The organism is Flagellimonas aquimarina, assembly GCF_003149745.1.
Taxonomy (GTDB): Bacteria; Bacteroidota; Bacteroidia; order Flavobacteriales; family Flavobacteriaceae; genus Flagellimonas; species Flagellimonas aquimarina.
Map to the genome: position 1 here is coordinate 1222162 of NZ_QGEG01000001.1, position 15006 is coordinate 1237167.

Here is a 15006-nt window from a genome sequence, read left to right on the forward strand (position 1 = left end):
TTTTTTACCCTTTTTTGATGTGGCTTATTTTTTCAAATGAGGCAACAATTCCTCTGATCAAAGAAGAACTTAAGCCTTGGTGCTCCATTTCATTAAGTCCCTCAATGGTACAGCCTTTTGGAGTTGTAACCCTATCAATTTCTTCTTCGGGATGACTACCGGACTCTATTAAAAGACTTGCAGCGCCGTTGCATGTGTGCATGGCCAATTCTTGAGCCTCCTTGGCATCAAAGCCAAGTTGAATTGCCCCTTGTGTGGTTGCCCGAATCAAGCGCATCCAAAACGCAATACCGCTAGCACATATTACAGTGGCTGCTTGCATCTGGTCCTCTGGAATTTCCAAGGTATGACCCATTCTGTTGAAAATGGCTTTGGCCAAATCGATTCGTTTCTTTCCAAGTTCATTGGTGCACAGGCAGGTCATGGAATTACCCACAGAAATTGCAGTGTTGGGCATGCTTCGAATAATATACCTTTCTGACCCTATAATTTCTTCAATTTTGGAAATACTAAAGCCGGTTATGGTGCTAATGATGACGTGCTTTTCGGTCAATAAATCTTTAACCTGCTCTAAAATTGCAGCAAAATGGCCCGGTTGTACCGCAAAAATTAAAACATCTGATTTTTTTACAGCTTCTTGATTGTCAGAAGTGACGGTCACGTTGCCATACTTTTCAAAATCCTTGATTTCTGTAGTATTTCTTTTGGTAAGATACATGGTGGTGGCGCCATTGCTATGCAAAACTCCTTTTGCGACTGCCAATCCTAAATTTCCTGCTCCTATTATTGCTATTTTCATTTTGATTTTCTTTTTAAAATACCCCTGCTTTCAATCGCAATCCAAGACTTTCATCAAAACCAAACATTAAATTCATGTTCTGAACGGCTTGCCCAGATGCCCCTTTTATTAGGTTGTCAATGGCAGATGTTATTAATAATTGGTCCTGGTGCTTATGTAAATGAATATGGCATTGATTGGTATTCACCACTTGTTTTAAATGAATGGGTTCTTCTGATATATGAGTAAAAACTGCGTTTGAATAAAATGTAGAATATTTTTTTTTTGCTTCATCCAACGAACCTTCAAACTTGGTGTAAGCCGTGGCTAAAATACCTCTTGTAAAATTTCCTCTATTGGGCAAAAAGAACAGTTTACCAATTGGGTTTCCAAAAGAATCTAAACTCTCACCAATTTCCCCTAAATGTTGATGGGTAAAAGGTTTGTACCAGGAAACATTGTTATTTCGCCAGCTAAAGTGTGATGTGGACGATAAGCCTACTCCTGCGCCAGTACTGCCGGTTACTGCATTTATATGAACGTCATTAGGCAATAACTCTGCTTTTGCCAAGGGCAACAGCGCCAATTGAATTGCCGTTGCAAAGCACCCCGGATTGGCTATATTTTCAGATTTTTTTATTTCCTCCCTATTCAGTTCTGGCAATCCATAGATAAACACTTTTTTGCTTAAGGCATTATCTTTTTGTAATCTAAAATCATTGCTCAAATCTATGATTCTAGTGTTGGCGGCAAAGTTGTTTTCTTCCAAGAACTTTGTTGAATTGCCATGGCCAAGACATAAAAAAACTAAGTCAACTTTGGGATTTACTTCTCCCGTAAATTTTAAATCGGTCAATCCCAATAGATCTTGGTGGGCGGAGCTAACCAATTTTCCTGCACGCGTAGTGCTATAGATAAAATCAATATCGGCTTCTGGATGATTCAATAGAATTCTGATCAATTCTCCGCCAGTATACCCTGAGCCTCCTATTATTCCTGTCTTAATCATTGCTTTGATTTACATGGTTCGCAATTTTTCCGGAATTGGAAAGTATTTTAATAAACCCTTTTGCATCATTGGCGGTCCAACCTTTGTTCATTTCACCATAACTTCCAAAAGAGGCATTCATTAAATCATTTTTGGAAGAGATTCCATTCAATTCAAATCGGTAAGGATGCAGTGTTACAAAAACATCACCAGTAACATTTTTTTGAGTGTCTTCTAGAAATACTTCAATATTCCTCATTACTTCGTCCAGATAATTTCCTTCATGCAGCAACATGCCATAAAAATTCCCCAGCTGTTCTTTTTGATATTGCTGCCACTTGCTTAAAGTGTGTTTTTCAAGTAAATGATGCGCTTTAATTATGATAAGTGGTGCAGCGGCCTCAAAGCCCACTCTTCCTTTAATTCCAATAATCGTGTCTCCCACATGAATGTCTCTGCCAATGGCATATTTTGCAGCTATTTCTGAGAGTTTTTCAATATTCTCAACGGGAGTTGCGCTTTCACCATCAATAGCGGTAAGTTCACCTTTTTTAAAACTAAGCTTGAGCTCCTTTGAAAATTCTTTTTCCAATTGACTTGGGTACGCCGTTTCGGGCAATGGTAAATGCGAGGTTAACGTTTCATCACCTCCAACAGAGGTGCCCCATAATCCTCGATTGATGGAGTATTTTGCTTTTTCCCACGGATAATCAACTCCATTTTTTTGTAAATAAGCAATTTCAGCTTCTCTTGATAGTTTATTATCTCTGATTGGAGTGATTATTTCAATTTCTGGAGCTATGATTTGAAAAATCATATCAAATCTTACCTGATCGTTTCCTGCGCCTGTGCTGCCATGGGCTATATAGTTTGCTCCAATTTTTTTAGCGTGATTTACAATTTCTATGGCTTGAACAATACGTTCCGCACTTACCGAAAGAGGATAGGTGTTGTTCTTGAGAACATTTCCAAAGACAAGGTACTTTACCACTTTTTCGTAAAAATTGGAAATGGCATTTATAGAAGTATAGGATGTAGCACCTAGATCCAGTGCTTTTTGCTGTATGCTTGTAATTTCCGCTTTGGAAAAACCACCTGTGTTCACACTTACAGCATTGACTTCAAATCCTTCTTCTTTTGATAAATATTTTGCGCAGTAGGATGTATCTAACCCTCCGCTATAGGCTAAAACTAGTTTTTTCATTTTGCTTTCTTTTTTAGAAAGAGGTTTTCCTTAATTCGTTTCAATCTTTGAAACGCTTTGCCATTAAGTCTTTTCGGTTCAGTCTTTGATTCAGTTTTTGATGTGTTTGGATTGTAAAGCATTCCGGTGCACAGGCACATGTTTCGCTCCGTCCTGGTAAGGATGTCAAAGTTCTTGCAGGTCTGGCAACCTTTCCAAAACTCTGGGTCATCTGTAAGTTCTGAAAATGTAACAGGTTTGTACCCTAGTTCATAATTCATTTTCATTACTGCCAAACCGGTTGTGATTCCAAAGATTTTGGCATCAGGGAATTTTTGTTTGGAAAGCTCAAAAATTGCTTTTTTAATTTGTTTGGCCAATCCTTGTTTTCTGTAGTCTGGGTGTACGATCAAACCGGAGTTTGCAACAAAGTTTTTGTTTCCCCAGACTTCAATGTAACAGAATCCAGCGAACTTTTCACCGTCCAACGCAATTACCGCATTGGCATTCTCTAGACGTTTTATAATATATTCTGGCGTACGTTGTGCAATACCGGTACCACGGACTTTTGCCGATTCTGTGATGGTATCGCTAATGATTTGAGCGTATTTAAAATGTGACTCGTTAGCAACTATAATTTCCATTGCTACTTTGTTTTTAACTAATAAATAATTGAAATCTGTTTGAGGTATTGCGGAAATGGACTCACCTATTTCCAGGGATATAGTGCACCCTTACGGGCGACGACGTGGAGAGAATGGACGCACTGGAGCAAAGCTGCTCAAGATGAATAATATGTATTGTTGTCCTTTCATTATGGGTTAAAAGTACAAATTAATTCCAGTTGGCATAGAAAAGGAGTTATTTTTTAAAGAAATGTAACTTTTTTTCTCCTTTACCTATTAATTCATAAATAAGGAACCCAAAGACTAGAATATACTCAATTGCCAACAACCACAAATTTTCAATATAATCGGGATTTGAATAGGCATAATAGCTCAAAATGGCGGCAAAAGACCAAACAATGGCGTACTGATATCTGGTAAACATGCTTAGCACCAGTAAAAAAACAATATACCAAGGATGCACAGTGCTCGATAGAAAGTAATAGCTAGAAAGTACAATCAACATTGAGGTGATTAGGACATTGTAATTCTGGTTTTTTCTAAAAAGGGCAATCAGTACTGTTCCAATGATTACGGAGATGGCAATGACTTTACCGTAGACTTTAATTAGTTCCCAAGGCTTGGCGTCAAAATAATTAACGGCCACCTTTTTTATGGCATTATATATTCCGGCATTAAACTCAAAGTTGGAGAACCAAAGCCCTACGGTTTCTGAATAGTTGTTGACAAACACCTGAGAATAAAAGGGAAGCAATAGAATGAGACATGTAGCTCCAACCAAAATATAAAACAAGGTACTTTTCTTAAAACCAAAGTATTTTAAAAAAAGGGGCAAAAATAAAATCGGCACCAGTTTTACCATAATGGAAAGGGCGTATACGGGAGCTCCCCAAACCCATTTGTTGCAGGCAATTAGATATAATGACCAAACAAAGAAAAATAGCATTACCCCTTCAAAATGCAAATTTCCCGTTAATTCAATAATGACCAGTGGATTTAGAAAATACCAAAAAGCCATATGATTTGATTTGTTGAGGTTTTGGAGCAACTTCCTTCCAAAATAGAGTATACCAATATCTGCAAAAATGATGGTAAGCCTCATTACAATTATAGACCCCAGAATGCTTCCCCCTCCCAGTAAAGTGGCAATGGTAAATATGAGTTGATTTATAGGGGGGTAATTACTGAAGTGCTTGGCGCTTAAATCGCCCATGCCAGCAAACAGTTCGTGTGCATGTGCAATAGGCAGTTCCTCTTGAAGTATGAGTTGGTTTGGTAAGTGGATATAAGGGTTGATACCATTTTTAATCAGTTCCCCATCCCAAATAAACCGATAAAAATCTTGAGAAAGGTTTGGTTCTACAAAGAGAAAAACCAAACGAAATAGAATTCCAGTGACCAATAAGAACTTAAAGTTCCATTTTTCAAATTGGATCAACTTATAGTAAAAGAAAAAAAGAGCGGTAAAAAGCCCTAGCAGTTTTAGGAAATCCTGACGGTCTAAATCAAAAGCAAAAACAGCATAAAATAGCGTACAGGCTAAAACTATGATAATAGCGTAGGCATGAAGCTTCCAAAATTTTATAATTTGATGCGGCATTGTAAACGAACGGCTCTTGTGCCTGCAAAGAATACAAAATTTTACTTGATTAAAAACATTTGAATGTTATAATAACCCGCTGCGCATTTAAAAACTTAAAAACAGCGGGTCGTATTTGTTGTTTTTATTCTGTTGCAATAAGTATTTCAGCTTCACCATCGGTAGGGTTTATTGCTTTCTCGCCATACACCTCTATGTCCGTGGTATATGTTCTTTTTAACTCGGTATTCCAGATATCCATCCAAGTATTGATCACTGCATCTTTGGTTAGGTCTCCTTTGGCAACAAATTGCGTGTAGTTGGCAGCAGGAACCATTTTTACCGTCATATCTTCTGGTATATTGTCTAGATTGGATACGTTGCAACCTATAACTATGGTATAAGGTTTTGTATGATCCCCTTCATAATCGGTGTAAAGTGCGTAAAGGGTTTCATCCGTTTTATTTGGAATTCGGTTCAATGTATTTTCGGACATGAATTTTTCCCAAAGTTGTGGAATGTCCTTTTCAGCTTTCCCTTTGTTATTAGATGTTCTGGCAGAAATACCAACGATAGTCAATGCGTCTTTTTTTGTGATTGTCATCATGATAAATTTAAGATTTACACAAAAATATTGGCAGGTTATGACAAGGGTGTGTCAGGGGTGTTTGGAATTCGTCAAGTCATATCCATTAAGTATTAATTTGCCTTAATTTTTTAAGCCATAATCTAAGAACTTTACTTGTTAAACAATACGCTTCTTTTAAAAGAAGCATATCTGAATTATTAGGCAAAATTAAAAATTAAAAAAATGAAAAGAATTCTCATCTTATTATCCATCATTTCATTTACCGCTACTTTTTCTCAAAAAAAGAATTTTAGCTTAGAAATAGGTTATCCCTTAGAGCTGTCAGACGGGAATCCAACAGGATTAAGTGGAGTTATAAATTCAAAGATAAAGTACAGGTTTTGGGATGCGGAATCATTCAGGATCGGTACTTCTTATTCAATCGATTTATTGACAGGAGACTTAATTTTTCAAAATGAAAAGGAATCATTTATATCCCATCATTTCAATTTATTTGGAGAAGTTCCATTGAATTCGACTAAAAAATTACTTTCCTCATTAGGAGTTGGATATTCTGTGCATAGTTATTTCATAACTACAAATATCTACAGTGAATCGGGTCCGGTGATTTCTGAAACTGAAAAGAGTAATGTTGGAGGATTCAATATAAATTTTGGTGGAACCTATGACATTTTCAAGAATTTCTTCGTCCAAGGAAATTTTCAATTTATCAGATTATATGTAGAGAGTTTTATAATTGAAGAAAAGAATGGTTTTAATACAAATCGATTGAAATTTGGGGTTGGATACAGATTTTAAAAAGTTGCCAAACAAACGCTATAATTAATAGTGGCATTTTCGGCAATTTGGATCCTATAAGCCGTATACGGCTGGATTTGCCACAGCAGGAAATTTAACGATTTCCAACACCTCCCCAAATTATAGCCTTGAGTAATAGGTATCATCAAAATAAATTTCTTTTTAATTTTCTGAATCGGAATAATTCTCATTGTATTTTTCATACGACTTATAATACTCTTTCAGTGTCATGTTGTGCGATTCAAACTTTTCCAATGTGTTGGTGATATTTTGAATGTGATCTATTCTAAATACCCTAAAAGCCTTTCTGAGCCTGCAATATGCAATGAGCAACCAGTTTTCTTGGGTGCTGTACAAAGCAAAGGGCTCTATGTTTCTATTGGAACGTTTTTTATCCAAGGACAGGTATTCCATATTCAAAACTTCAAAATTTGTAATGGAAGATTGAATGCGCATTAAGTAATTACTGGTCTTTTGGTTGGAATAGTTATTGCTAAAATAGATTCGCTCGGTTAGTAGACTTACCTTTTCTTTTTGGGAACCTTTTAAAAGTGCTTTAATTTTTAGAATGGCCTCTGTGTAATTTTGTACAAAAGAAGTGTCTTTGTTTTTAAGGATCAATTGTTCTGCGGTAACAAGCGCATTTGCTTCATCTTCGGTAAACATTACAGGGGGTAATTTATAACCCTCCATCATGCTATACCCTTTCCCTTCTTCTGTAACCACAGGGACCCCAGATTTTTCCAGGGTACGAATGTCCCTGTAAATGGTTCTAATGCTAACGTTATGCTTTTCTGCAAGCATTTTTGCGGTAACAATTCTTGAGGATTGCAATTGAGTTAGAATAGCCGTAAGTCTTGAAAGTCTTGGTTTTTCTTCCACACTGAGATATTTTTAATTCTAAAATCCGAGAAGATTCCAAAAATAAAATTAATAAAGAAGAAAATAGAATTAGGCTTTAGCGGTAAGTGATTTAAAAAACACAAACCCGAATCCTAAGAACAACATTAAATGAAATGGGAACAGTCCGTAATCATTTAATGGAACCGCACTGTACATTCCAAAAAGAAAATAGACCATCAAAGCAAATTCCAAAATCATGTTTGGAGATAGTTTCTTGGCTAGATACTTGTTGCCTTTCCAGCTATCTGTTAAACTGTTAATGTTGAATTTTGGAGTGCGCACAAACTCACTTCTCTTGCCCATATGTCCTTCCAATACCGCAACAGAGTTGTGTAAGGAGAAGCCCAAAGCAACAGAGAAAAAGGTAAAGAACAGTTTTATGTAGTCTATAAAATTATCAAAACCACTGCCTTGTATGCTTTTGTACGTAAACCAGTAGCAGATGAACAGAATAATGGTACTTACAATGAAGAAACTTGTAACTTCAAAAATCCAACCTAAGTGACCATAACTGTTTTTTATGTAAAGCATGGGAATACTTAAAAGAGCTACGATAAAAACGCAAAGGAACATGGAGCTATTTAGCAAATGCATTACACCATGGAACTTTGTTTTAAAAGGTATATTTTTGGCAGTGATAACGCTCCAAACAGTTTTTCTAAAGTTTTCGGCACCACCTTTGTTCCAACGGAACTGTTGTGAGCGGGCAGCACTTATTACAACAGGAAGCTCTGCTGGTGTCTCCACATCTTCCAAATATTTAAACTTCCAATTTTTTAATTGGGCACGGTAGCTCAAATCCAAATCTTCGGTCAACGTATCCCCTTCCCAGTTACCTGCATCCAAAATGCATTCTTTTCTCCAAATTCCCGCTGTTCCGTTAAAATTGATGAAATGTCCTTTTGAATTTCTTCCTACCTGCTCTAGTGTAAAATGCGCATCCAAAGCAAATGCTTGAATTCTGGTTAGGGTAGAATAGTCTCTATTAATATGTCCCCATCTGGTTTGAACAACACCAATTTCTTCATCCTTAAAATAGGGAACGGTCTTTTTTAACCAATCGCTTTCTGGAAGAAAATCTGCGTCAAAAATGGCCACAAATTCTCCTTTTGCAATTACCAAACCTTCTTTAAGAGCACCTGCTTTGTACCCTTGGCGGTTCTCTCTTCGGATATGCGTTATGTCCAGACCGGTTTTTTGGAGGTCTTTTACCCTTTGGGCTGTTTCAATTACAGTATCATCTGTAGAATCATCCAAAACTTGGATTTCCAGTTTACTTTTTGGATATTCTATTTTTGATATGTTTTCCAACAGGCGTTCCATGACATATTCCTCATTATAAATGGGAAGCTGTATGGTAACAAATGGAATTTCTTTAGGATCTAAGAGGTTGAACTTAGGAGCTTCTTCATTTCTTCTTTTGTTGCTTAAATAGTTGACCAAAAGATTTAACTGCGCCAAACTATAGCAGAAAATTAGAACTAAGGCTGTACTGTAAATAGCGATGATAATAAAAGCGATCGTAAGTCCCATATTATTTTAAACTGTATTTAAAAATCCAACCTAGAATTTTTATGCCTGCAAATATAGCACCTTTTACGGTTCCTGAAACTTTTGAGACACCTATTCTCTTTTTATAACGCACTGGTACTTCGGTATATGCTAATTTTTTACGTAAAGCTTTTAACTGCATCTCTACCGTCCAGCCATACGTTTTGTCCTGCATTTCCAATTCTTTGAGCTTTTCGTATTTAATCGCTCTAAAAGGGCCTAAGTCCGTAAATTTTGCCCTAAAAAACAACCGCATTAAAAAAGTAGCTAATTCATTGCCAAAGATTTGCGGAAAGGTCATTGATCCCGCTTCGCGTAGTTCTTTTTTTCGTGCACCTATGACAAAATCCATGTTCTGGTTTAAGATTGGGGCTACTATTTTATCCAGCTCTTCTGGATAGTCAGAATAGTCTCCGTCAATAAATACGATGATATCCGGTGCTTTGGATTGTTTGTCGATATAATCCATCCCCTTTAAACAGGCAAAACCATAGCCTCTTTGGTTTTCGGTTAATACCGTTGCACCTGCTTTTTGTGCATTTTCAATGGTATCGTCTGTAGAACCATTGTTGACCACAATAATTTCAGAAACTGATTTTGGCAATTCTGATACCACCTTTCCTATGGAATCTCCCTCGTTTACTGCGGGAATTATAACTTTAATATCTGCCATTACTTTAAATCGGATAAGTTATTTTCCTTTTTAAAGCCGCTAAAACTAAACCATTCTTTTATTTTTTTTCCGTTTTTATATTTTTCAGCGGATTTTAATTCCTCATCCATGTATTTAAGGCAGTATCCATTTTTGATGCCATTTTTTAATTGACATTTATGGTCCACTTTCTCATTTTCATCATAAAAAAGCCACCACTTTACCTTTTTGCCATTTTTCAAATGGCCTTCCATTTCCAGTTTCCCGTTTTTATCATGAAAATACCAATAGCCTTCACGAACGTTCATTTTATAATGCCCCTGTTCCATAATGTTGCCATTGGAGAAGAAATATTTCCAGAACTCTTCCTTGGAATCGCCAACCTTCCAACCTTGGGCCTTTAGGGTTCCATTATCGTAATACTCACGCCTGTATTCCTTTTTTGATATATCACTTATGCCAAAGCAAAGCAGTAGAAAGCCAAGAACAATAAATCGTATCATCTTATTTTTTGTTCACCAATGTCATCAAATCAACATCGTTCCCCAACAATACTTGGTTGCTGTCTATACGGCCTTGTAAGGGTCCGTTTTCCAATTTTAATACCCCTCTTGGGCATACGGCAGAACAAATTCCGCATCCTACGCAGCTAGAGCGAACTATGTTCTCTCCTTTTTGGGCATATGCGCGAACATCGATTCCCATTTCACAGTAAGTAGAACAATTACCACATGAAATACATTGTCCGCCGTTTGTGGTAATTCTGAATTTTGAAAACAATCGTTGCTGAAAACCTAGAATGGCCGCCATTGGACACCCAAAACGACACCAAACACGATTCCCAAAAATTGGATAGAAACCTGTACCTATTACACCAGAGAAAATGCTTCCTATTAAAAAAGAATATGATTTGCGCAGCGTTTCTGATTTAAACAAAAACACTTGGCCATCACCACTAAAAAAATGGAATCCAATTAAAGCAAGGATAATGACCAGATAGCCAACGGCTCCATATTTTGCATCTTTTTGAAATTGCTCTCTTTTAAAGATCATTACCAGAGCAAAAACAGAGGTCAACAAAACCCCTACACCTATCAAGAAAGTGCTCTTGGTCAACCAATATTTGCTGGTATCATTACCTAAATAGGAATAAATGACAGCAGTGGTCATTAAGGTTACAAAAACAACAACACTGTGCACTACCCATCGCTCAATTTTCCAGGCCTTTACGGTCTTATCGCTCAATTGACGGAAAGAATCTCCTGCAGTTTCTGCCAGTCCACCACAACCACATACCCATGAACAGTACCAACGTTTGCCATATTTATATGTAAGTATTGGACTGATAACAAAAATTGAAAGTATTCCGAAAATCAAAAGCCCAAAACCGATATCACCAGAACTCAAAAAACCTTTAATGCGATACCCTTCAAAATTGTAATAATTTAAAGGCCACATATTTTTAAGGTCATAATAAGGCAGGCTACCCCCATTAAGGACAGAACTTCCATTCAATCTTGCCATCAATTCAGGAATTATGAACGCGAATGCCGTTTGAAAAAACATGACACTCATAGTGCGTATTCTTTCATATCTATTATGGCGGTACTTCCACATAAACTTAATCCCGAAAGCAAGTATTGCAACCGTATATAACGTTCCGTAAACAAACCATTGGCTTGCCGGGTTGCCACTTAACGCCCTGCTTAGGGGATCAAATAAGCCAATAACTCCTGTATTGTCTCCTTTTTGAACAAGGCCCAGATATTCTGGATAGAAATAAAGAATAATGTAAAATGAGGTTAAGGAAATACCAGCGATCCATCCCCAAAAGCCTTTGCTCGAAATTGATTTGAACCAAACACCATCATTTTTAATTCCAGGCTCCTTTTTGGAGTACATATCCCAAGAGAACCAAATGGTGCCTGTAGTAATGGCAGCCAAAGAAATACTAAGCCAAAGTGCTTTGTTCGGGAAATTAACATTGAAAGCAGCCAGCAAAATAATTGCCAAACCAGATAAACCTATGAGGGTGGCAATTTTTTGGTTTCTACTTAGTTCTTTTGGTGGTTGACCAGTTAAGGCCATGCTTCTGTCGTAAGTGCTCATTTGGTCTAGTTGATTTGAAAGATTCTTTTTAAACTCTTCTTTTTTGTTTTTATGGATTTCTGGAAATCCGCATTGTATTTGGAAACAATCTCAGTTTCGTAGTTCTTATAGAACTCAGGATCAAAATTGGCATCTATAAGGTGTTCCATAACATAATCAACATCTTTTTCTTGATTTAGCCACCTGTCAAAAATTTCATGACGCATACGTATGCCAAAGGTGTTAATGCCTAAAAATTGATTGTTTTCCTTATTAAAAGCTATTGTAATGCATACTTTTTCTTCAGGGTGCCTCCAATGAAAGTGTTCTTCATAATCCTTCATTCCTCTTTCGGAAAAGACCCAACCATAGGTTTGATATTCAATATCCAAAAACTTTGCGGAGTTGAACCAATGTCCCGGTTTGTATTCCAGTTGATTGCCGCAAATGGTCTGGGCAACTGTTTCGCCCATCATTCTTCCGGTATACCAGACAGCTTCAATAGGCCTTCTATTTCCAATGGCTTCATGCTGTTCTGCACAATCGCCAATGGCATAAATATCTTCCACATTGGTCTCTAAAAAACGGTTGACTTTTACTCCACGGCCCAATTCAATTCCGGAACCTTTTAAAAAGTCAACATTTGGCGTAACCCCAGCGGTAAGTCCAACCATATTGCAAGGAAGCTCTTCTCCGGTTTCAGCTATTATGACTGATTTGACCTTGCCATTTTCATCGGCTACGATTTCCTTTAGATTTGTTCCAAGGCGTAAATCGATATGATGCTCTAGAATGTGCTCATTTATCAATTGTGATTCCCCGCTAGGAAGAACCCCGTTCCAAAAACTATCTTCCCTTACTAAAAAGGTTACAGGAATATCCCTGCTCCTTAGCATTTCTGCAAGTTCAATACCAATTAAACCACCACCAACAATTACCGCTCTTTTACATACCTCCTTATTGGGGGCATTTACCTCCAAAAGGTCTAAATCTTGTTTTGAATAGAGTCCTTGCGCCCCATGTAAATCTTGGCCTGGCCACCCAAACTTGTTGGGCTTGGAGCCTGTTGCTATTATTAGTTTGTCATAGTTTATGGCTCTGGACCCATCGACCAACAATTGCTTTTCCTTTGGATCTACTTGTGTCACGTACCCTCTTACCAATTCAATCCTGTTTTTCTCCCAGAACCAATTCTCGTAGGGCTGAATATGGTCAAACTTCATATGCCCCATATAAACATACATTAAGGCAGTTCTTGAAAAGAAATAATCCGTTTCACCAGAAATAATAATGATTCTTTTGTCTGAAAGTTTTCGGATATGTCTTGCTGCAGAAACTCCTGCAATACCATTTCCGATAATAACAATGTTCTCCATGAGATTGTTTTGGTTGTGGCTAATGTGTCGTCCTTAAATATAGGAACTTAACACGAGCTCTTAATTTAGAAAGAATTTAAATTTTAAAGGTTACCGTAAGGTTCTTGCGCAAATTCGAACGCCTAAGTATTTGATTCATAAAGTCTTAAATAAATCATAAAATGTTAAAAACACTGTATGTTAAAAAAAAGGGATGCGACAGAAGCTGCAGTTTAATCAACTAAAAATTTAAAAGATGATATCAAATAAAACACTGACCACTTTTTTATTCGCGATTACCTTTCAGATAGGACTTGCACAAAACACCCCTGAGTTTTTCAGCAAGGCAGATTCTTTTTTTAAAACCTATGTGAAAAACGGGAGAGTTGCATACAAAGACATAAAAGCAAATCCGGAGGGTTTAAACGAGCTTTTGAGTTTGGCAAAAGGAATTTCCCTTTCAAAAAGTGATACAAAGACATATCAAGCCTTTTGGATAAATGGATACAATTTATCTGTAATAAAAGGAATTGTAGATAATTACCCAATAAAGTCCCCCTTAGATAAAGCTGGCTTTTTTGATAAGGTAACATATGACATAGGAGGAGAGCACATCACCTTAAATGATATTGAAAATAAGCTGCTTAGAGCAAATTTTCCTAAGGAGGCCAGATTTCATTTTGTACTTGTCTGTGCAGGGTTAGGCTGTCCACCAATAATAAGCAATGCCTATTTGCCAAACACCTTGGATGCCCAGTTACAGGAACAAACAGAATTGTCTTTGAACGATTCAAATTTTATTAGGCTCAAAGGCAAAAAGGTGAATCTCTCCCAGATTTTTGAATGGTACAACAAAGATTTTACCCAAGAAGGAAAAAGCTTGGTGGATTTTGTGAACCAATACAGAAAAGAAAAAATAGACTCCAACACCAAAGTGGGATACTACCCCTACGACTGGACATTGAACGAAACCAAATAAAAATTTTATACAACAACAATCATGAAAAATTTTAAAAATCATATACTGTTTTCAGGAATTCTTATGTGCTCTTTTATAGGGTTTTCACAAAATGACACGGATAACCAGAGTAGGAGCAACATTCAACAGTATACCCCATCAAAACTAATAGGAAAAGGACAATGGGACCTTAAATGGTTCAACAATCTTTACACTCAAACGGAGAGTACGTTTTCTGATGGAACAGAACCTAGACAAACGTTTTTTACCTCTACTTTAGAAGTTTATACAGGGGTTGGGTCAAACAAAAGATGGAATGTTGGAGCTATTTTCGAATTCCGTTCCAATGTAGTTGCAGACCGCAGCGCTTTGGACGTTTTTAAGTTTGATGGCGAAACAGGAACTGCACGTTCAGGACTCACATCTTTTGCTCCATCTGTAAAATTTGTGCCATTTGCATCATTAAGTAACTTCTCAATTCAAAGTTCGTTGTTCATTCCTTTAGTGGATAACGAAACAGAAGACTTCTTGCCTGTAAATGGTAACGGAGGAGTATTTCTGGACCAAAATGGGTTTATATGGCAAAATAGGTTTTTCTATGATTACACTTTTCCAGGAGATAAATGGCAATTATTTACAGAGTTGAATACGGAATTGAGTTTTGGCGACAAGGAAGAAAGCTTTGCCAATAACAGCTTAAACTTAACGCCAGGAGTATTTCTTAGCTATTTTCCAAGCTCTAAGTTTACAGTCTTGGCTTTGGCACAACATTCTCAGCGGATTGATTTAGGGAACGATTTTGCACAAGATTTCACTGCTTTGGGAGGTGGTGTAAAATATCAATTGACCCAAGCATTAAATATTGAAGGGCTTTACACCAATTTTGTAAGAGGTAGTAATACAGGTCTTGGAGAAACATTTAACATAGGATTACGGGCTATTTTTTAAAGACTAAGCC

Annotated in this window: 15 protein-coding genes; 3 read left to right on the forward strand and 12 right to left on the reverse strand. The window is 37.0% G+C overall.

Going from position 1 to position 15006, the window contains the following annotated elements; translation table 11 throughout:
• Positions 1 to 4: 4 nt before the first annotated feature.
• From proC to DKG77_RS05615, 6 genes are all read right to left on the reverse strand, one after another.
• A complete protein-coding gene (proC, locus tag DKG77_RS05590; protein WP_109660989.1) occupies positions 5 to 799 on the reverse strand; it encodes a pyrroline-5-carboxylate reductase in 795 nt (264 codons plus the stop codon).
• 13 nt (positions 800 to 812) lie between these two features.
• Positions 813 to 1787 carry an N-acetyl-gamma-glutamyl-phosphate reductase gene (gene argC / locus DKG77_RS05595; protein WP_109660991.1) on the reverse strand — a complete coding sequence of 325 codons (975 nt, stop codon included), beginning with the start codon at positions 1785 to 1787 and terminating at the stop codon, positions 813 to 815.
• A complete protein-coding gene (locus DKG77_RS05600; protein WP_109660993.1) occupies positions 1780 to 2970 on the reverse strand; it encodes an argininosuccinate synthase in 1191 nt (396 codons plus the stop codon). The genes argC and DKG77_RS05600 overlap by 8 nt, the downstream gene beginning before the upstream one ends.
• A complete protein-coding gene (locus DKG77_RS05605; protein ID WP_109660994.1) occupies positions 2967 to 3593 on the reverse strand; it encodes a GNAT family N-acetyltransferase in 627 nt (208 codons plus the stop codon). The genes DKG77_RS05600 and DKG77_RS05605 overlap by 4 nt, the downstream gene beginning before the upstream one ends.
• A 217-nt stretch (positions 3594 to 3810) precedes the next feature.
• Positions 3811 to 5175 carry an MptA/MptB family glycosyltransferase gene (locus tag DKG77_RS05610; RefSeq protein ID WP_109660996.1) on the reverse strand — a complete coding sequence of 455 codons (1365 nt, stop codon included), beginning with the start codon at positions 5173 to 5175 and terminating at the stop codon, positions 3811 to 3813.
• A 124-nt stretch (positions 5176 to 5299) separates the two neighbouring features.
• Positions 5300 to 5761, reverse strand: a complete 462-nt coding sequence (locus tag DKG77_RS05615) for a GyrI-like domain-containing protein (RefSeq protein WP_243414853.1) — start codon at positions 5759 to 5761, stop codon at positions 5300 to 5302.
• A 204-nt stretch (positions 5762 to 5965) separates the two neighbouring features.
• Here DKG77_RS05615 and DKG77_RS05620 point away from each other — a divergent pair, with 204 nt between their 5' ends.
• On the forward strand, positions 5966 to 6541 hold the full coding sequence (locus tag DKG77_RS05620; protein WP_109660998.1) for an outer membrane beta-barrel protein: 576 nt from the start codon (positions 5966 to 5968) through the stop codon (positions 6539 to 6541).
• Between the two features lie 162 nt (positions 6542 to 6703).
• On the opposite strand, the gene DKG77_RS05630 is transcribed toward DKG77_RS05620, so the two are convergent.
• From DKG77_RS05630 to DKG77_RS05655, 6 genes are all read right to left on the reverse strand, one after another.
• Positions 6704 to 7423, reverse strand: a complete 720-nt coding sequence (locus DKG77_RS05630) for a helix-turn-helix transcriptional regulator (RefSeq protein ID WP_109661002.1) — start codon at positions 7421 to 7423, stop codon at positions 6704 to 6706.
• Between the two features lie 69 nt (positions 7424 to 7492).
• Complete coding sequence (locus DKG77_RS05635; protein WP_109661004.1) at positions 7493 to 8977, reverse strand: cellulose synthase family protein; 1485 nt, start codon at positions 8975 to 8977, stop codon at positions 7493 to 7495.
• Between the two features lies 1 nt (position 8978).
• On the reverse strand, positions 8979 to 9668 hold the full coding sequence (locus DKG77_RS05640; RefSeq protein WP_109661006.1) for a glycosyltransferase family 2 protein: 690 nt from the start codon (positions 9666 to 9668) through the stop codon (positions 8979 to 8981).
• Positions 9668 to 10150, reverse strand: a complete 483-nt coding sequence (locus tag DKG77_RS05645) for a toxin-antitoxin system YwqK family antitoxin (protein ID WP_109661008.1) — start codon at positions 10148 to 10150, stop codon at positions 9668 to 9670. The genes DKG77_RS05640 and DKG77_RS05645 overlap by 1 nt, the downstream gene beginning before the upstream one ends.
• A 1-nt stretch (position 10151) precedes the next feature.
• A complete protein-coding gene (locus tag DKG77_RS05650) occupies positions 10152 to 11756 on the reverse strand; it encodes a 4Fe-4S binding protein (RefSeq protein ID WP_109661010.1) in 1605 nt (534 codons plus the stop codon).
• A gap of 5 nt (positions 11757 to 11761) precedes the next feature.
• Positions 11762 to 13111 (reverse strand): NAD(P)/FAD-dependent oxidoreductase, encoded by a 1350-nt coding sequence (locus tag DKG77_RS05655; RefSeq protein ID WP_109661012.1) that lies wholly within the window; start codon positions 13109 to 13111, stop codon positions 11762 to 11764.
• A 235-nt stretch (positions 13112 to 13346) separates the two neighbouring features.
• Here DKG77_RS05655 and DKG77_RS05660 point away from each other — a divergent pair, with 235 nt between their 5' ends.
• A complete protein-coding gene (locus tag DKG77_RS05660) occupies positions 13347 to 14069 on the forward strand; it encodes a DUF547 domain-containing protein (protein WP_109661014.1) in 723 nt (240 codons plus the stop codon).
• 21 nt (positions 14070 to 14090) lie between these two features.
• On the forward strand, positions 14091 to 14996 hold the full coding sequence (locus DKG77_RS05665) for a hypothetical protein (protein WP_109661015.1): 906 nt from the start codon (positions 14091 to 14093) through the stop codon (positions 14994 to 14996).
• The last annotated feature ends 10 nt before the right edge of the window (positions 14997 to 15006 follow it).